The following is an 18,969-nucleotide window of genomic DNA, read 5'->3' as shown; positions in this document are numbered from 1 at the left end:
CGCCGGGGGGGGGCGGGCCGCGCCCCGCATACAAATTTGCGGACAAAAAAAAGGGCTCCCCCGTCCGACCGGGTCCACCTTTTCAACAATCCCGGGGGATTATTACTTACGGCTAGCTTTGTCCAGCATGCGCAGAGCGCGCTCGTTGGCTTCGTCAGCAGTTTGCTGAGCTTTTTGAGCAGCAGCCAGAGCTTCGTCAGCCTTACGGTAGGCTTCGTCGGCACGTGCTTGCGAACGAGCTGCTGCGTCTTCGGTAGCTGTCAGACGAGCTTCGGTTTCTTTGGAGACGCTGCTGCAACCGGTGGCCAGAACTGCGGCCAGAGCCAGAGCAGAGAATTTCAGAACGTTGTTCATCGTGTTCCCCTTCAAGGACTTTTCTTTAAATTAGTCATCTCTCGAAAGTGAGAAAATGACCGGCGTACATAGTACCCATTGTTTGTAGTAAGTAAACTGACGAAGCGCAAGAAGGGATAAAAATCTTGGCTTTGAAAGTGTTCCGCACTACTTCTCATGCAAACTGTATAAAAACTATCCACTTTGCCGCGTTGCCTTGTGACAGTGGCTCTGACGAACGTCTGGCTCAAGAAGACACGTGCCGCCATGACCTGAATCCGGGTGCTATGGCTTCATATCGGCCACTTCATGTCCAATGTCTCACCTTGCGCCTGAACAGGCAGGTTATCTAAAAGGACTGCGGTGACTTTCAATGTTCATGGACGTCCCAATCGACAACATCCGGCGAGGTCTGGTTCAACCAGGCCTGTAAATAGTGGGTCGAACATGCTTTTTATGATCGATATGCTTGAGCATCTTCTGTAAGGGCGCCTACTATCTGGAGGTGCTGTTTGTTGGAGATCTGCTGTTCGTTTCTCGGTGTCCAGGCAGGCACGGGGTGGCGTAGATATTCCTTCGCCGGAAAAACATCGGTAAGGTAGGGGTCAATTCCAAGACCCGCGAGGAGTAGTGATGAGCGAGGCGTTGTCCATTCACCATGATAAGACCGGTCATCAATTTGAAGTCAATATTGACGGCCATCGTGCCTACCTGACCTACATGGATCTGGGAAAGCAGACCCTGGATTTCTACCGGACCTTCGTCCCGGACGAGCTTCGTGGCAAGGGTATTGCCGCAGCCCTGACCGAGCAGGCGCTCAACTATGCCGACAGCATGGGATATACCGTGATCCCGTCCTGCTCCTATGTGGAGCGCTACATGGAGCGTCATCACCGTCAGGCTGCCAAGATCTGAGGGTACAGGACGCACCATGAAAAACGCTGGGCATATGCCCGGCGTTTTTCATTGCGGTACAGCCATCAACCCCGGTTGCGCCTGGGCAGCACGTCCTTGAGTTTGGCGTGCATGCTGCGCAAGGTTTTTTCGGTGCTTTCCCAGTCGATACAGGCATCGGTGATCGATACGCCGTATTGCAGTTCCGACAGGTCTTTGGGAATGGCCTGACAACCCCAGTTCAGGTGGCTTTCAACCATCAGACCGATGATCGACTCGTTGCCTTCCAGAATCTGGTTGGCGACGTTCTCCATGACCAGCGGTTGCAGTGCAGGGTCCTTGTTGGAGTTGGCGTGGCTGCAGTCGACCATGATGTTCGGGCGGATGCCGGCCTTGTTCAGTGCCTGTTCGCAGAGCGCGACGCTGACCGAATCATAGTTCGGCTTGCCGTTGCCGCCGCGCAGTACCACGTGGCCGTAGGCATTGCCCTTGGTGGTCACGATGGACACGCCACCTTCCTGGTTGATACCCAGGAAACGGTGCGGGCTGGAAACCGATTGCAGGGCGTTGATGGCAACGGTCAGGCCGCCATCGGTGCCGTTCTTGAAGCCCACGGCCGACGACAGGCCGGAAGCCATTTCGCGGTGTGTCTGGGATTCGGTGGTGCGCGCGCCGATGGCCGACCAGCTGATCAGATCCTGCAGGTATTGCGGAGAGATCGGGTCCAGCGCTTCGGTAGCGGTCGGCAGGCCCATTTCTGCCAGGTCCAGCAGCAATTGACGACCGATGTGCAGGCCATCCTGGATCTTGAAGGAGTCATCCAGGTACGGGTCGTTGATCAGGCCTTTCCAGCCGACCGTGGTGCGCGGCTTCTCGAAGTACACGCGCATGACCAGGTACAGGGTGTCCGACAGTTCGGCTGCCAGGGTCTTGAGACGTTCGGCGTATTCCTTTGCTGCCTTGAGATCATGGATCGAGCATGGCCCGATCACGATGAACAGGCGATGATCGTTGCCGTCGAGAATGTTGCGGATCACTTCGCGGCCCTGGCTTACCGTGTGCAGGGCAGTATCGGTAAGGGGGATATCGCGCTTGAGTTGATCCGGCGTGATCAGAGTCTCGTTGGATGCAACGTTGAGGTCGTCAATCGGTAAATCAGCCATCGTGTTACTCATCAGGTCACGGGTGCTGGCCGCCTGCTTTGTTTCTTGCGACGGTGTCCAGCATGGTTGAGCGTATCGGGGAGCCGAACCTTAGCGCGTTACCCCGTCCCTCGACAATGGGTAAACGTGGCTTTGGGCTGTCCGTGCTGTAATAAATGCAGCACTTCAAGCAAGGATAGCCGCCCGGTTCCGAGGCGAATTTGCAACCTGACTGCATGCGTCGGATAGTGTGTGCGAATAATCAGAGTTGCCATGAGGCAGACGATCTTGAGAGGGAAGATGATGACCCGTGATACGAGCAAACCGAGGATCGGTATTATCGGTACCGGTGCTATCGGTGGTTTTTATGGGCTGATGCTGGCGCGTGCCGGTTTTGACGTGCACTTCCTGTTGCGCAGTGAATTCAATGCAGTGGTCACTCATGGCCTGCAGGTGAGCAGTGCCGTGCATGGCAACCTGAAGCTCGATTCAGTTCAGGCCTATTGCTCCGTTGCCGATATGCCGCCTTGTGACGTGTTGCTGGTAGGCACCAAAAGCACCGGCAATGCCGGACTGGCACCAGTCATTGCACGGGCTGCTGCGCCGGGAGCAAAAGTCCTGCTCTTGCAGAATGGCCTGGGAGTCGAAGATCAGGTGCGGCTCCTGTTGCCCGATAGCCTGCATCTTCTGGGCGGTTTGTGTTTCATTTGCGTACACCGTGTCGAGCCCGGAGTTGTAGCTCATCAGGCTTTTGGCGCCGTGAATATCGGCTATCACAGCGGCCCGGCTGGCGATCAGGAAAGTCGTCAGGCTGCCGTCGAAGAATGCTCGGCCCTGTTCCAGGTGGCAGGCGTCGAATCCCATGCCATGGCCGACCTGCAGCAGGCGCGCTGGCAGAAACTGGTGTGGAATGTGCCCTATAACGGGTTGTCCGCGCTGTTGCAGACCAGTACCACGCCGCTGATGGTCGACCCTTGCAGTCGTGAGCTGATCAAGGGATTGATGGATGAAGTGGTGCAGGGCGCCGAGGCGTGTGGCTATATCCTGCCTGAAGGGTATGCTCATCACCTGTTCGAGATAACCGGCAAGATGCCCGATTACAAACCCAGCATGCACCACGACTTCATCGAAGGACGACCGCTGGAGCTGGAGGCCATCTACGCCAGGCCACTGGCTGCAGCGCTGGCCGCAGGCTATGACATGGCGCGGGTCCGGGTGCTTTATCAGGCTCTGGCGTTCATCGAGCGGCGCAATAAATAGTGGTCAAGCGAGGAGGCGATCATGGCAGAGCGTGATGAGCAAAAACTGGTGCTGGCGATTTCGTCGCGGGCATTGTTCGATCTGCGTGAAAGCCATGCGGTGTATATGGCGGATGGGGTTGAAGCCTATCGCCAGTATCAGATCGACCATGAAGACGAGGTTCTGGAGCCGGGCGACGCTTATCTGCTGGTAGAGAAGCTGCTGAGCCTCAATGCCAGCCTCAGCAAGGCGCGGGTCGAAGTCATCCTGGTTTCGCGCAACAGTGCCGACACCGGGTTGCGGGTTTTCAATTCCATCCAGCATTACGGGCTGGACATCACCCGTGCGGCGTTTGTCGGCGGGCGCAGTCCTTATCCTTATCTGGCGGCGTTTGGCTGCCACCTGTTTCTTTCCACCCATGCCGAAGACGTGCGCAGCGCTCTGGACGCCGGATTTGCCGCTGCGACCATCCTCTCGGGGGGCGCACGTCGGGCGGCCAGTGCCGAGTTGCGAATCGCGTTCGACGGTGATGCGGTGCTGTTTTCCGACGAGTCCGAGCGCATCTACCAGAGCGGCGGGCTGGCTGCCTTCCAAGCCAGTGAACGCGAATCGGCCCGCGAGCCTCTGCGCGGTGGGCCTTTCAAGCCGTTCCTTGCGGCCCTCAACCTGTTGCAGCGGGAGTTTCCCGAAGAAAGCTGCCCGATTCGCACCGCCCTGGTCACTGCCCGTTCTGCGCCAGCCCATGAGCGGGTGATCCGCACCTTGCGCGAGTGGGACATCCGGCTTGATGAGTCGCTGTTTCTGGGCGGTTTGCAGAAGTCTGCCTTTCTTGAGGCGTTCGCTGCAGACGTGTTCTTCGACGATCAGCCCGGACACTGCGAGAAGGCCCGTGAGGTTGTAGCTACCGGCCATGTCCCGCACGGCATCAGTAATGAAGTCAAGCTCTGAAAGTGCAAGACGCAATAAGCCGCCTTCGTAGTCTTTGGTGCGCTGCTAAGCTGAATCAATCTCCGCCATTCCGGTTGTTTGGGAGGTTATATGATTCGTTCGATCCTGTGTGCCACAGACCTCGGTCTGTATGCGCCCTATGTCGTGCAGCATGCGCTGGCGATGGCTCGAACTTTCAATGCCGGTCTTTATGTCATCCATGTTGTCGAACCCATGGGGCTGTTCGCCGAATCGGTGCTGCAGAGTTATCTGGGCGAGGATGAGCTGAAGGAACTCCACGGCAAGGGTGTGAGTACATTCATGGATGGCATAGAGCAACGGATGCTCGACGGGTTTCGTGAAGAACTAGGTGAAGGGCATAAAGACCTGTCTTTCATCCGCGCAGTGAGGGTTGTCCAGGGGGAACCTTGCAATATGATCCTTGAACAGACACGCGAGCTGGCAGTGGACTTGCTGGTGCTAGGTAGTCATAGCCAGATGGCGAAAGAGGGCGCGTCGATAGGTCGTACGGCCGCCAGGGTTTTACAGCTTTCCGCTGTACCTGTTTACATGGTGCCCATGATGCAGAACAGAGGACGGGGGCAGGAGTGATGGTGTAAATGATGGTTTAAGTGAAATCGAGCGTGCGATTACCTCTCAAAGGTGATAAAAAGTTCTAGCGTTCTCTACTCGACCATTAATCCAGTTATATACCGTCGCTGATACCCCTAGGGTTTATCTGCTTTGAGGGATACATATGAAGCTTCAACAATTGCGCTACATTTGGGAAGTGGCGCACCACGACCTCAACGTTTCCGCGACGGCACAGAGCCTTTACACCTCGCAGCCCGGCATCAGCAAGCAGATACGCTTGCTTGAAGACGAGCTGGGGGTCGAAGTTTTTGCCCGCAGCGGCAAGCACCTGACGCGAGTCACGCCAGCCGGTGAGCGTATTATCACCACCGCCGGCGAGATCCTGCGCAAGGTCGAAAGTATCAAGCAAATCGCCCAGGAATTCTCCAACGAGAAAAAGGGCACCTTGTCGATTGCAACCACCCATACCCAGGCGCGCTATGCCTTGCCGCCTGTCATCAGTAATTTCATCAGGCAATACCCGGACGTTGCATTGCACATGCATCAGGGTTCACCCGTACAGATCGGAGAAATGGCGGCTGACGGGACCGTGGACTTCGCCATCGCCACCGAAGCACTCGAGCAGTTCGGTGACCTGGTCATGATGCCGTGCTATCGCTGGAACCGCTGTGTAGTGGTGCCTCAGGGCCATCCCCTGACCAAGGTGCCCAAGCTGACTCTGGAACTGCTGGCCGAATACCCGATCGTGACGTATGTATTCGGGTTCACGGGACGCTCCAAGCTTGATGAAGCATTCAGCCATCGGGGTCTGGTGCCCAAGGTCGTTTTCACTGCTGCGGATGCGGACGTGATCAAGACCTATGTGCGCCTGAATCTGGGGGTCGGCATCGTTGCCAGGATGGCAGTAGATGAAGAACTGGACAGCGACCTGGTCATCCTTGATGCCAGCGACCTGTTCGAGTCCAGCATCACCAAGATTGCTTTCCGTCGTGGGACGTTCCTGCGTGGCTTCATGTGCGACTTTATCGAGAAGTTTGCTCCGCACCTGACTCGCGAAGTGATGGCCAAAGCGATTCAGTGCCATAACAAGCAGGAGCTTGAAGAGCTGTTTGAAGGTGTAGAACTGCCTGTGCATTGATGGGTCTGTTTTCGCGAATGAATTCGCTCCTACACAGATGATGTAGGAGCGACTTCAGTCGCGAAACGGTCATCAACCCTTGGTAATCAGATTCCCCGCATGCAACCCGCATTCCTTCTGGGTTGCTTCTTCCCACCACCAGCGGCCTTCGCGTTCGTGCTGGTTCGGTAATACCGGACGCGTGCAGGGTTCGCAGCCAATGCTGATGAAACCGCGCTCATGCAGGCTGTTGTAAGGCAGCTCCAGCATGCGGATATAGCCCCAGATTTCTTCGCTGCTCATCTGTGCCAGTGGGTTGAACTTGTACAGCGTGCGCTCGGGTGTCGAAAAGGCGCTGTCCACTTCCAGGACGGCTACCGCGCTACGGGTGCCAGGGCTCTGGTCCCGACGCTGGCCGGTTGCCCAGGCCTTGACGCCTGACAGCTTGCGGCGCAGGGGTTCGATCTTGCGAATACCGCAGCACTCGCCATGACCATCCTTGTAGAAACTGAACAGGCCCTTTTCCTTGACGAAAGGCTCAAGCTTTTGCTGATCGGGAGAAACCAGTTCGATGGCGATACCGTATTGCTCGCGGACCTGCTCGATGAAACGATAGGTCTCGGGATGCAGGCGGCCGGTATCCAGGCTGAATACCTTGACGTTCTTGTTCAGCTTCCAGGCCATGTCCACCAGCACCACATCCTCGGCACCGCTGAAGGAAATCCACAGCTCGTCACCGAAATGCTCGAAGGCCAGTTTCAGAATGTCCTGGGCAGACTTGTTGGCATACGTCGCGGCAAGTTCAGCGACGTCGAAAGGTTGGCTCATCAGGCGGCTTCCTAGGTACAAGAGTGGCGCTTAAGCGCTCGTGATGGCGGCAATGGTAACAAAAACCACCGGCCTGTGGCCTTGCGTTGAAACGACATCAGACCCTAGAGTGCCGCTTAGCTTGATCTCGAAATCCCATTGAGGAGTGTTCTGTGGAAATTGCCTGTCTCGACCTGGAAGGTGTGCTGGTCCCGGAAATCTGGATTGCCTTTGCCGAAAAAACCGGCATCGAATCGCTACGTGCTACCACTCGGGACATTCCCGACTATGACGTGCTGATGAGGCAGCGCCTGCGCATTCTCGATGAGCATGGCCTGAAGCTGTCGGATATTCAGGAAGTGATCGGCACCCTCAAGCCGCTGGACGGCGCTGTCGAGTTCGTCAACTGGCTGCGTGAGCGCTTCCAGGTGGTGATTCTGTCGGACACCTTCTACGAGTTTTCCCAGCCGCTGATGCGCCAACTGGGTTTCCCGACCTTGTTGTGCCATCGACTGATCACCGACGAGACGGATCGCGTCGTGAGCTACCAGTTGCGTCAGAAAGACCCCAAGCGTCAGTCGGTACTGGCCTTCAAGAGCCTTTATTACCGCATCATCGCTGCTGGTGATTCCTACAACGACACCACCATGCTGGGAGAAGCCGATGCAGGCATCCTGTTTCATGCGCCGGAAAACGTCATCCGCGAATTCCCGCAATTCCCTGCGGTGCATACTTTTGAAGACCTGAAAAAGGAATTCATCAAGGCCTCGAATCGGGATTTGTCGCTGTAGATCCATTCGCGAATGAATTCGCTACTACACATTTCGTAGGAGCGACTTCAGTCGCGAATGAATTGCTCCAATGTCCTGAGCAGCACCCGCACCTTTGTAAACGACTCCTGATACTCTGATTCGCAGTCGGAGTCAGCGACGATTCCGCCGCCGCCCCAGCAGGAAATACTGCCGTCTTTCACCAGCAGGCTGCGGATGGCGATGGAGCTGTCCATTTCACCGCGTACATCCATGTATATCAGCGAGCCGCAGTAAAGGGCACGGCGTGTGGGTTCAAGTTCGTCGATGATCTGCATGGCGCGGATTTTCGGGGCACCGGTAATCGAGCCGCCGGGAAAGCTGCCGGCGATCAGGTCCAGGGCATCCTTGTCCGTCGCCAGTTCGCCGGTCACGCTGCTGACCAGATGATGAACATTCGGGTAGCTTTCCAGGCTGAACAACTCCGGGACTTTCACCGAGCCGATAGTGCAACTGCGGCCCAGGTCGTTACGCAACAGATCAACGATCATCAGGTTTTCGGCGCGGTCCTTGAGGCTGGAGAGCAGTTCCTGCGCATAAGCCTCATCTTCCGATGCATCGCCACCCCGTGGTCGGGTGCCTTTGATCGGGCGGGTTTCTACTGCGTGATGGCTGACTTTGACGAAGCGCTCTGGCGACAGGCTGAGGATGGCATCGCCTTCGGGTAATGACTGATAGCCGGAAAACGGCGTTGGGCACGCAGAGCGCAGAGCGCAGTATGCGGCCCATGAGTCGCCTTCACAGCGGGTCTGAAAGCGCTGGGCAAAGTTGACCTGATAACAATCGCCCGCCTGAATGTAGTCCTGAATGCGGGTAATGGCCTTGCGGTAATCCAGTGCGCTGAGGTCGGCCTGGAACGGGCCGCTCAAGTGGAACTCGCTCGGGACCGAGTCGCTGCCCGGCTGCTGAAAAAGCTCCAGCAACCGCAAGCGTTCAGACTCCGGCAGTGCAGGGTGACAGACCAGTTGCGTAGTACCTGCCTGATGATCACTGACCACTGCCCAGGCATACAGGCCTAGTCGGGCATCTGGCAGTTGCAGGTCGTCGATCGATTGCTCGGGCAGCGGCTCAAGACGACGACCGAAGTCGTAGCCCAGATAGCCGATCAACCCGCCCGCAAAAGGCAACTCGCTTTCAGCGGGTAATTGCGCAAGGCCAAGGCGCTCAAGACTGTCGCGCAGCCGTTGGAGAAACGCAGTGCCGGATTCGCCCGGTTCGACCACCAGATGCTCCAGCGGCCATGCGCTGAGCAAATCAAACCTGCCGCGATCCGCTTCAGGACGACCGCTGTCCAGCAACACGGCACCCGGTGCATGTCGTACCCGACTGAAGTATTCGGCAGGGTCAGATGAATAGCGCAATGGAGAAAGGGTGCAGGTCGGCATTCGCAGAAATCGGTCGGCGGTATCGGGCCGGTGATTCTAAGGCTCAAGTGCCAGTATCTCCTAGTACTCTGTTTTAGAAACAGGCTGGATTTTTTACCCGGAAGAAGGGTTTTTATACGGAAGACGGATGGCTGTAAAGCCAGCTTTACAATAATTCAGTGAAAGTTTTAGTGCGTAATGTGTAAGTGCCTTATCGCTCGTTTGAATGGTTTGTATCACTCTAATAATGGATTGTTAATGAAATGATTCGATTATTCCTGAAGGGGATAAGCCGGTAATTTTTATTGTAAATTGATTGGTTGCTCATCGTTTATTTTGTTTTTGTCGGTAGGAATAAGGCTACATTCCTCTAGGAAAGGTCCTACATGATTATAGGTTTTGTATTGTTATTCTTCGGCGCTGTTGATGACGCACGCATTGTCGTTGTCGCTTTTATGAAACGAAGGAATAAGTCATGTTTTTTTATAATTCATCTAAGGATGCTCCTTCAGGCAGGATGCTGCGCACGCTATGGATTACTCCGTTGATGCTGGCTGGCTATCATGCGCCTGTCTTGGCTGATGTTGGCCCTTTGACTGAGGTTGTTGTTGGAGGTCCCAGGGATATAGATGACTCTTACATGACGACTAGCTGGATAGTCAGGGATGGAGGCGTGCTTAACGCCAATGGCGCTGAAACCACTTATATAGAAGTGTTTCACGGCGGTACACTGAACTTTACGGATACGGATGTAACGGAGGGTAATCTTTCCGGTGTTGCAGTCTCTCTCATCAGTGGTGTGGCAAGTTTCAAAGGTGGCAATATCGGAGGGGCAAATACAGAATTTGGTATGCGCATGGCTGCTTCCAGTGTCGCGATGACTGGCTCTGTCGTGAAGGGAACAGAGGCAGGCATTGATATTTATCCACGCTCCAACCTGACGCTCTCGGGGAGTCAGGTAAGTGGCACGGGTGCCAATGGTATTGGTATCCACATGTACAACGGGGATTTGAAGGCCAATAGCGGTACGGTTATTTCCGGTACGGTGACGGGTATCAGCGTCACTCAAGCCAGACCCACCGCAGGCCCTGGTAATCCTGCCATTGAACTCGACAACAGTCATGTCATCGGTCAGACCGGGGCTGCAATTGTTGTATCCCGGCCTTTCGGTACTTCTGACTCGACGACTATCGTTTTAAAAAACGGCTCAACTCTGGTGGGGGGCAACGGGAACATTCTTGAGGTCAATGGTGCCACGACCAGAATGGATGTATCCGGCAGCGCGCTTACGGGGAATGTTCAGCTCACTGACAGTGGCAAGCTGGATTTGAGCCTGGATCAGAGCAGCCTCACGGGCGACGTGATCGCTGAAGCGGGCAGTACTGCAAATGTCGCACTCTCCAATAACTCCGTTCTGACGGGCCGCCTTGAAAACCTCAGCAGTCTGGCGATCAATAGTGCCGCGAAGTGGGTGATGGTTGAGGATTCCACGGTCAGCAACCTTGCCATGAATGGCGGCTTCATCAAGATGGGTGAGCCGGATGCTTTCTACAAGTTATCGGTGGGCAATCTGTCAGGTAATGGCACCTTTATCATGGATGCCGATTTCTCCCAGGGTAAAGTCGACTTTCTCGATGTGACCGGTACGGCAACCGGCAATCACTCCTTGCTGGTGGGGGCAACCGGTTCCGATCCGCTAGCCGACTCCTCCATGCATGTGGTGCATACCGCCAGTGGTGATGCGCAGTTCTCGTTGCTCAACGGGCCGGTAGATATGGGCACCTACACCTATGAACTCAGCCAGCAAGGTGGCAATGACTGGTATCTGGTCAACACCGGCAAGGTCAGTTCCGGCACTGGCGCGGTGCTGGCATTGTTCAATACGGCGCCTACTGTGTGGTATGGCGAGTTGTCCACCCTGCGCAGTCGCATGGGTGAGTTGCGTTTCAAGGGCGGGCAGTCAGGCGGCTGGATCCGTGCCTATGGCAACAAGTTCGACGCCAAGGCCGCGTCCGATGTTGGCTACCAGCAGACACAACAAGGGCTTTCCTTTGGTGCCGATGCTCCATTGCCAGTGGGTGACGGGCAGTGGCTGGTCGGTTTGCTGGGTGGTTACAGCAAGTCTGACCTGAGCCTTGGTCGCGGCACCACCGGGCAGGTCAACAGCTACTATGTCGGTGCTTATACGACCTGGCTCGATCAGGACAGCGGCTACTACTTTGACGGTGTTCTCAAGTTCAACCGCTTTCGCAATGAAGCCGATGTCAGTCTGAGCGATGGCTCCGAGTCGAAAGGCAGTTATGACAACAGTGGTGTGGGTGCTTCTGTCGAGTTCGGCAGGCATATCAAGCTCGATGATGGCTATTTCGTCGAGCCTTACACACAACTGGCAGGCTTGATGGTTCAGGGCAAGGATTATTCTCTGGACAACGGCATGCGGGCTGAAGGTGATGATACCCGATCACTGGTCGGCAAGCTGGGTGCTACGGCAGGTCGTGATTTTGATCTGGGCGAAGGCAGGATTGCTCAGCCTTATATCCGGGCCGCATACGCGCATGAGTTCTCTCAGGACAATGGCGTAAAGATCAATGGCAACACGTTCAATAATAATCTTTCCGGGGCGCGGGGTGAGCTGGGTGCCGGTATTGCCGTTTCGATGTCGGACCGGCTGCAACTGCATGCCGATTTCGACTACAGCAATGGCAAGAAACTTGAGCAGCCATGGGGTGCCAATATAGGGCTGCGTTATAACTGGTAGTGGTTGTTTAGAACAAGAGGGAGGCGAAAGCCTCCCTTTTTTGTGTTTAAACTAATAATCAAAGCTTTAATGACGGGCAAGCACTGGCAGTTCTGACAGTATCCAGTTTTTCAGGGGAGGCGTTTAATGGGGTTCGGGGTAGAGAGTTAAAAGATAGAAGCTTTATGGCTTTGGGTCGAAAAGCTCCTGCTCGCTTACAGGTATAGGTCATTTATTAATCTCAAGGAGAGTGAAATGTCGAACTCCGATAAAATTGCGGAAGGCGTAGAGAAACGCCGTGAGTATATGCGTTCACACGCCAGGGTAAAGGGGAGTGGGGTATCGCAGGATGATAAGCTTGAGCCCGCTCTGGTCAAGGATGTTCTTTCTGGCTTGCCACAGGGCTTGATCCCTGTTTGGGCATTGGCGGCTGATCTTGATGTGCAGATTCCTTATTGGAATGATGATATTACCGATACGGGTTATGTTGACATCACGTTAAATCTCGTTGCCGACAGTGGTCCACCCGCTTATTCCAATAAACAGCGATTCGACGGCCCGCTAGGCAGTTCTGACTTCCCGCTGCCAAAAAATATTCCCCGGGGTAATCTACCCCATGAGGGCGAGTTCAGGATTGAATACTTCGTTGCAACAAACGAGGGAGTAAACAACTCTTCAAAACCTTTCATTATTACGATTGACAGGACGGCACCTTATTATAATGCAGACCCCTTGCTTGCATTCCCCGCCGCACTGGTGGTGCCGGAAAAGGTTATCACTGACGATACGTTTACCGGTGGTGTCACCGAGTTTGTCTGTACGCTACCTGATTATGCAGATTATGCCGAGGGGGATACGATTGTGGTGTATTGGGGGCCTACAACGCCTGAGAATCCTGATGCCCCCAACCCTGCTTTCGGCCCGATAGCGATTCCAGCGGACCGGAAAATTCCGATCCCGAAAGCTTTCATCGAAGACAAGATCAATGGCCCTACGTACTCTGTGTACTGGTTGACAGACAAGGCCGGAAACGTGAGCTCCATTTCCCGACCTGCTGAAGTGGATGTGCAACTGGGCGCGCTGCCCGAGAACTTGCAAAACCCGCAGGTTCCATTAGGGCCATTGGTGGATCTTGCCGATGCTCATTTCGGGGTCACCGTGCTTGTTCCAGCGTTCGATAATCCTGCTGATACGCTTATTCACGTGAAATGGGGGGCAACGTCCCTGCCTCCTGTGGCACCAGGGTCTAATCCTCGCGATGTCGAAGTCCCTGTGCCTTGGGGGGCTCTGAAGGGGGAATATCTGGGGCCGGGCGAGAAGCCTGTGACGGCCAGCTATCAAGTCAGTCGGGGGACGTTGATGTTTCCGCCCACAGCCTTGACCGTGGACGTCCAGGTTGACTTTTCGACCATCGGTCCGGTAAATCCTGATGAGCCCAACCCCGTTAATCCGACACTTGCACAAGTGCATCTGACCGGGGCCGATGGTGGGCAGGATCACCTCACACCCAGTGATGATGGAATGGACATTACTGCAACCGTAGCGTTGTATAACCCTGCATTGTCCACAGAGGTATTGAGTCTGTATTGGGGAACTCAGGAACTCCCGGTGGACAAGTTCACTGTGGTAGGTGAAAAACCAGGGGATCCGATCAATTTCACTATTCCCTGGGTTGCCATTGAAGCCCAGGCCAATAATCCTGCATTGCCGATGTACTACAGCATCAACAGTGCTGACGGCAATAATCCTCAGAAATCCACTGATACGCCAGTCAATGTCGATGTCCTGAGGGTCAGTTTCGAGCCTGTCACCTTTCCAGATGTCTTCGTGGATGATAACGGCAACACGACGCTTTCCTGCATTTCCCTGTACTCGGAAGACTATAACGATCCGACTGCAAAGTATGGTTTCAGGGTGCAAGTTCCTGAAGATAAAGATCTTAAAGTTGGTGATGTGGTGATAGCGGTATGGCAAGGTTATGAGAATGATGGGACCACGGCCATTCCTGCGACCCGATTTACCCATACTCACCCGCCGTTGAAGCAGGAAGAGGTTGACAATGGTTTCCTGTTTCTTGTGGAACCCTACGTTGATCATATCTTGCCGATCAAAAGAGGATTTGCGGAAGTTACTTATACCGTAACGCCTGTGGGAGGCGGTGCGCCTGTCCCGGCCAATCCAATGCCTGCAAAACAATATGTATCGCTTATTCGTCCGGGGCTCGATCTCACGTGTGAAGTGCCGCCGCCAAAACCATGAAGGTTGAGGCTGGTTGCTTGCGTGCCTGCACGCAAGGGAGCTGGCCGCTCAGATTCCTGGCAGGTTATATGGGAGAACACGCGATATGGACGCGACTGATTTTCTGGCGGATTTGAGCCCGCCAGCAGTGCCAGAGGCTTTGCCGGATATACCTGGAGGAGAGCCCGGTCTTCTGCCTTTGTCGGCATTGCAAAGGAACTTGAAGGTGACATTCCCCTTATGGGGCGGAAGCGACCCGGCACCGGGGAGTAATGAACGGGTCGTATTGAATTGGGATGGTCGGGACGTTGCGGTCAAGACATTCACGACGCCCATTACCGATACCGACCTTCTGTTTGCGGAGATTCCTCTGGCCGAACTGATTGAAGGTACGCACCAGCTGTTTTACAAAGTCACACTTTCAACCGGCAACACTAACGACTCTGGCCCTATTGCCATCACCATCGACAGAACTCCTGCCACGCTTGCCGGCAATAAAGACCCGCTGACTTTTCTTCCCGATCTGATTGGTAACAAGGTTACGGCCCGTTATCTGGAGGAGCACAACAATACACTTCCGGCCACTGTCCCGACCTATTCCCCCCGTCGGCCCGGCGACACGATCAGCTGGTATTGGGAGCAGGCACCCGTTGGCTCACTGCTGGCGGGTGAGAAGACCCTGAGCCAGGCCGATATGGGCCTGGATATCGCAATCGATGGTGATGTGATTGTCGCCGGTGGAGATGGTCTGCGCTATGCCACCTATGAAGTTCAGGACCGGGCCGGCAACCTCAGCGTGTTGTCTCGAGCCGCTACACTGACCGTGGATGCGCAGCCTGTTCCGTTATTGATGCCTTCGGTCAAGAAGTCGCTGCCAGCGGGCGGCGGCAAGGGAACACTGGACCCGCTATTGGTTACCGATGGAGCGGTGGTGGTGATCCCGTCTGAAATCGATCCGCAGCCCACTGACCTGATCACGGTCTACTGGACCGGCATCAATCCTGTGGCCAGTCATGTCACAACCACCCCTGTGGTAGCGGGTGGCCTTGAGTACGACATACCGGCAAGTGCTGTGCCTGGCAATATAGGTGCAGGCAGGGAAGTCGAGGTGTACTACACCCTGACACAACAGGGCGGCAGGGTTGAAGAGTCCGGGAAGTATTTGCTGACCATCCTGCCGATTCCCGACGCCAGACTTCCCCAGCCACAATGCGAACAGGCACCCGGTACCCCGTACACGCTTCGTCTTTCAGCAGTACCCGCCGGTGGAGCAGACTTCCTCACCCGGGCATGGGTGTTCATGGCCGAGAAGCAAAAGATGAATATGCGGGCAGAGGGAGTGGACAAGAATACGGGGGGCGATCTGTACTTCGATATGTTCAAGGCGCGGGAAGTGACTTCAAGTGAGATGGCCGCTGAAAAAGTCACTGCCGTTCTGGTTCGTTCGTTTCTGGAACAGTTGAAACTCAATGCAGTCTTTGCGGTATATATCGAAGTGAGTTTCGATGGCGGGTTGTCGTACAGGGTGTTCAGACGGCTGGAGTTGACGTTGGTGGCTTGAGAAATCAGCCCCGACTTTTAGTCGGGGCTGATGGGCTACGATTTTTTAGGGGGTTACACTTCTTAATTCTGAGAGGTTTTCAATTAATTCGACTTTTGCCTCCTTGAATTGATTGTATTTGTTGAATCTTGAACCCGCTTTTTTGAAAAGGCGAATAAGCTCTGGGTCTGTTAAGTTGCTGTTTTGTGATGTCGTACTGCTAATACTTCCCTGCCTGGAAAGTGGTGCCGGAGCAGATGTGGAACCTCTCAATGGTGTTGCTGCCGGCGGTGGTGAGGGTGGAGGTGGAGGTGAAATGGAACTTCTGGTTGAGGCTGGTAATGATGCTGAAATTGAATTTCTGGTTGAAGCTGGTAAGGAGGCAGGTAATGAGGCTGGAAGTTGAACATCTAATACATTTGTGTTTGTGCCTCCGGGTAAGGCTAATTCAGGAAATTGAAAGGCGTTATCTCCGTTGGAGTAGTAGCCTGAGCTATATAAAGGGTTTCGTTGCATGCTGAAGTTGTTGAAGTCAGGAAGGCTTTCGGAAGCCCCGGAGGCTGCAACAGGAACTGCTCCCTCAGGTGCTGCTTCTGATATCCCGGCGGAAAACCACTTTGACTGCTTTGTAAAAAGGGTCGCCGACCCCGCCAGAGCCGATATTATGCCCAGCACAACACTCGCTATGCCCAGCACTTTCTTGGCCTGTGTATCCGGGGTGTAAGCGCCGATCCCGCCTGTCACCACCGCCGCAACCCCCGCCGTGTGTGCCGTCACGAACAGGCCGAACTGCATGGTCAATGCCGGCGCAGCCACTCCACCGGTCGCAACGGTACCAATGATCCCCAGTACCAGGCCGGCAATGTTGATCCCCAGAAACAGGCCACGGGACATGTGCCCTGTGGGGTCGACGAAGCCGATGGGGTCACCGAGGCAATAGACATAAGGGTTGAGCCCGCCAGCGCCGAAAGGGCTGAGGCTGTCGGGGCTATGGAAGCGCATCAGTGTCGGGTTATAGGCGCGGTAACCGCGGCCCAGCAGGTACCAGCCACTGACTTCATCGCGCACTTCGCCATTGAAACCCAGCAGGTTGCGCATGCCATCGTCACTGCTGCGTTCTCCATAGGCGCTGTACACCGCCGTGCGCAGATCGGCCTGCTGACTTTCACCCAGCAGGCTTTGCTTGGCATCGGTCATGAACAGCAAGGTCTTTGCGTCATCGCCGAGGGATTGCTGACCCATTGGCTGATTGTCGCCATACAGATAGCTGGTGGTTTCGTTGCCCTGAATGCTGGTGCTCAAGCGTTCGCCCTGATAGAAGCGCAATGCCTCGCCCTGGTTGCCTTGACTGACGCCAACCAGTTGGTTGTGCGAGTCATAGCGGTATTGCGCTGCGGCACTGCCATCCGTTGCCGTCACGCCAAGCAGCCGGTTCTGAGTGTCATAAGCCAGTAGCTGGGCATTTTCGTCGTGCAACAGATTGCCATTGGCGTCGTAATCCAGCGTGATACTGGCGGGGTAGTCCGGGTGAGTGTGGGTGACGCTGACCAGTTGCGTCGGATCATCAGTCGCAAAGTCGAACACGGCTTGATCGGTACTGCCATCGATAAAGGTGCTGAGTACTTCAGTGATGTTATCCAGTGCATCAAAATCGAAATGCTGCTCGCTGATCCTGTGGCCATAACGATCCTTTGGCAGTGTCTCGCCGACACAGGTATGGAGCACGAGGCGGCCGCGTTCGTCGTAATCGAAGGTTTCACTGAGCAATGAGCGGTCGCCGGTTTTCAGATGCCTTGACGTCAGCCTGCCGTCCTTGCGCCATGTCTGGGTTATCGTGCGGGTATCGTGGCCGCTCAGTTCAAGAATGCGCTCGGTTTCCTGCCCTTGATCGTTGTATTGCAGGCGGGTCTGTACCGTGTTGCCACTGCCCGTATCTGTCGTGAGAGTGTGTTGCAACCGACCCAGGCTGGACCAGGTGAATTCGGCCTGCAATTGCCCCTGTTTCACTGATCGGGTGCGGCCTTGCTGATCGTACTCATAGACTGACTTCAGCCCGCCGGGCTCCTGACGACTCAGAGCCCGTCCGGCAAAGGAACTCGTATGAAGGGTTTCCTGAGTCACGCCATCTTCCACCCGACGTTCCGCTTTCAAGCCTCCGTTCAGGTTGTAATCGAACTCTGTGCGACTTCGACTGTTTTGCGAAGTCTTCAAGGCAGCGGTCTTGAAGTCATAGGTGAAGTCCGCTTGTTCACCCTCGGCGATGGTTCGTACAGGTTGCTCGGTCAAACCCAGACTGTATTGGTAATGAATGGAATGTTTGCCGGGGGTGATGCATTCATCGACCTGCATCTGGCCACCCTTGTAGATAAAGGCTGTGGTACGAGGGCCGACACTGACCTGTGTTGCTCGATCCAGGCCATCGAAGTGTTGTTCGCCCAGCAGGATCGATTCAGTTGCCTTGTCCGGCTTGACGTGGATTTTTGTCGGCAAGGCATCGTTGCTGTGTAGCGCATAATCCTTTTCGACCTCGGTCAGGTCGGGGAGGGTGGTACTGATGACCCGTGACAGGGCGTCGTAACCGAAGCGGGTGCTGCGCCTGAGCACATCGACCTCCTGAATGCAGCGTCCCAGGCCGTCATAGGCATAGTCGGTCTGGCCTACAAGGTTGTCAGTAGCGTCCAGGGTTCTGCTCCATTCGGGTTTGCCGAACAGGTTGCTTTTGGTTTCGGTCAGGTTACTGATCTGTGCTGGCGTATCGTTGCTTTGCACCCAGTTGCGCAGGGTCTTGCGTATCGGATCGGCTTCAGCAACCTTCGAAATTCCATCCGGACCAGTGGCACTGCGCTGTTCACCCCAGTCGTCGTATTGATAGGTGCTGGTCAGGGGCAGTTCACGCAGTTGCGGCTCCGGTTCATCCTCGACGTCGACCAGCAGCCAGTCGCTTTCAGTATCCTCGACCAACAGTCCCCGTGTGTCATACAGCGCGCTGTAGGTCTGGAAATACTCGGCAGGCTTGTTTTCGTCAGCCCCTTGCCGCAACTCCTTCACCACCCGGTTCATGCCATCGAGCAAGGTGCGGGTCTTGATTCCCTTGACGTTGGTGGCTTCCTGTTCGGCCTGCTGACCGTCCACGGCACTGAGCACATAGCCGTAATGGCGCGAAGCTTCATAGGGCGTGCCAGGGGCTACGGTTTCCTCGATGACCCGGCCCAGTGCGTCGTAGCGGTA

Annotated in this window: 14 protein-coding genes; 9 read left to right on the top strand and 5 right to left on the bottom strand. The window is 55.3% G+C overall.

Annotated features, from left to right (window positions below):
* Window positions 1-102 precede the first annotated feature (102 nt).
* Window positions 103-354 carry an outer membrane lipoprotei OprI gene (oprI, locus tag K5D32_RS24490; protein WP_002553018.1) on the bottom strand — a complete coding sequence of 84 codons (252 nt, stop codon included), beginning with the start codon at window positions 352-354 and terminating at the stop codon, window positions 103-105.
* A gap of 612 nt (window positions 355-966) precedes the next feature.
* On the opposite strand from oprI, the gene K5D32_RS24485 reads away from it, so the two are divergent.
* Complete coding sequence (locus K5D32_RS24485) at window positions 967-1,248, top strand: GNAT family N-acetyltransferase (RefSeq protein WP_200985910.1); 282 nt, start codon at window positions 967-969, stop codon at window positions 1,246-1,248.
* 65 nt (window positions 1,249-1,313) lie between these two features.
* Here the strand turns inward: K5D32_RS24485 and K5D32_RS24480 are convergent, their stop codons facing one another.
* Complete coding sequence (locus K5D32_RS24480; protein WP_221575928.1) at window positions 1,314-2,390, bottom strand: 3-deoxy-7-phosphoheptulonate synthase; 1,077 nt, start codon at window positions 2,388-2,390, stop codon at window positions 1,314-1,316.
* Between the two features lie 282 nt (window positions 2,391-2,672).
* On the opposite strand from K5D32_RS24480, the gene K5D32_RS24475 reads away from it, so the two are divergent.
* The 4 genes from K5D32_RS24475 (at window position 2,673) to cysB (ending at window position 6,267) form a co-directional block, all read left to right on the top strand.
* The gene (locus K5D32_RS24475; protein WP_221602134.1) at window positions 2,673-3,629 is read left to right on the top strand and encodes a putative 2-dehydropantoate 2-reductase; all 957 of its coding nucleotides are present in this window, start codon (window positions 2,673-2,675) and stop codon (window positions 3,627-3,629) included.
* Window positions 3,630-3,650: 21 nt separating this feature from the next.
* Window positions 3,651-4,556 carry a 5'-nucleotidase gene (locus K5D32_RS24470; protein WP_221575927.1) on the top strand — a complete coding sequence of 302 codons (906 nt, stop codon included), beginning with the start codon at window positions 3,651-3,653 and terminating at the stop codon, window positions 4,554-4,556.
* 90 nt (window positions 4,557-4,646) lie between these two features.
* Entirely contained in the window at window positions 4,647-5,147 is a 501-nt protein-coding gene (locus K5D32_RS24465) for a universal stress protein (RefSeq protein WP_221602130.1), read from the top strand.
* Between the two features lie 145 nt (window positions 5,148-5,292).
* A complete protein-coding gene (gene cysB, locus K5D32_RS24460; protein WP_025260576.1) occupies window positions 5,293-6,267 on the top strand; it encodes an HTH-type transcriptional regulator CysB in 975 nt (324 codons plus the stop codon).
* 72 nt (window positions 6,268-6,339) lie between these two features.
* On the opposite strand, the gene K5D32_RS24455 is transcribed toward cysB, so the two are convergent.
* Window positions 6,340-7,074 carry a phosphoadenylyl-sulfate reductase gene (locus K5D32_RS24455; RefSeq protein ID WP_221602129.1) on the bottom strand — a complete coding sequence of 245 codons (735 nt, stop codon included), beginning with the start codon at window positions 7,072-7,074 and terminating at the stop codon, window positions 6,340-6,342.
* Window positions 7,075-7,226: 152 nt separating this feature from the next.
* Here K5D32_RS24455 and thrH point away from each other — a divergent pair, with 152 nt between their 5' ends.
* Entirely contained in the window at window positions 7,227-7,844 is a 618-nt protein-coding gene (thrH, locus tag K5D32_RS24450; RefSeq protein ID WP_221594741.1) for a bifunctional phosphoserine phosphatase/homoserine phosphotransferase ThrH, read from the top strand.
* A 47-nt stretch (window positions 7,845-7,891) separates the two neighbouring features.
* Here thrH and pabB read toward each other — a convergent pair whose 3' ends face one another.
* Entirely contained in the window at window positions 7,892-9,247 is a 1,356-nt protein-coding gene (gene pabB, locus K5D32_RS24445; protein ID WP_221602128.1) for an aminodeoxychorismate synthase component I, read from the bottom strand.
* An 835-nt stretch (window positions 9,248-10,082) separates the two neighbouring features.
* Here pabB and K5D32_RS24440 point away from each other — a divergent pair.
* The 3 genes from K5D32_RS24440 (at window position 10,083) to K5D32_RS24430 (ending at window position 15,762) form a co-directional block, all read left to right on the top strand.
* Window positions 10,083-11,984, top strand: coding sequence for an autotransporter outer membrane beta-barrel domain-containing protein (locus tag K5D32_RS24440; protein WP_260407521.1), 1,902 nt, complete (start codon window positions 10,083-10,085; stop codon window positions 11,982-11,984).
* Window positions 11,985-12,218: 234 nt separating this feature from the next.
* A complete protein-coding gene (locus K5D32_RS24435; RefSeq protein ID WP_221602127.1) occupies window positions 12,219-14,222 on the top strand; it encodes a hypothetical protein in 2,004 nt (667 codons plus the stop codon).
* A 205-nt stretch (window positions 14,223-14,427) separates the two neighbouring features.
* A complete protein-coding gene (locus tag K5D32_RS24430) occupies window positions 14,428-15,762 on the top strand; it encodes a hypothetical protein (RefSeq protein WP_221594738.1) in 1,335 nt (444 codons plus the stop codon).
* 45 nt (window positions 15,763-15,807) lie between these two features.
* On the opposite strand, the gene K5D32_RS24425 is transcribed toward K5D32_RS24430, so the two are convergent.
* Window positions 15,808-18,969, bottom strand: a 3,162-nt coding sequence (locus K5D32_RS24425) for an RHS repeat-associated core domain-containing protein (protein ID WP_311775795.1), incomplete at its 5' end; no start/stop codon positions are given.

Source organism: Pseudomonas cichorii, assembly GCF_019719005.1.
Lineage (GTDB): Bacteria > Pseudomonadota > Gammaproteobacteria > Pseudomonadales > Pseudomonadaceae > Aquipseudomonas > Aquipseudomonas cichorii_E.
Note: the sequence above shows the minus strand (reverse complement) of the source record. Positions and strands in the feature narration are given on the sequence as shown.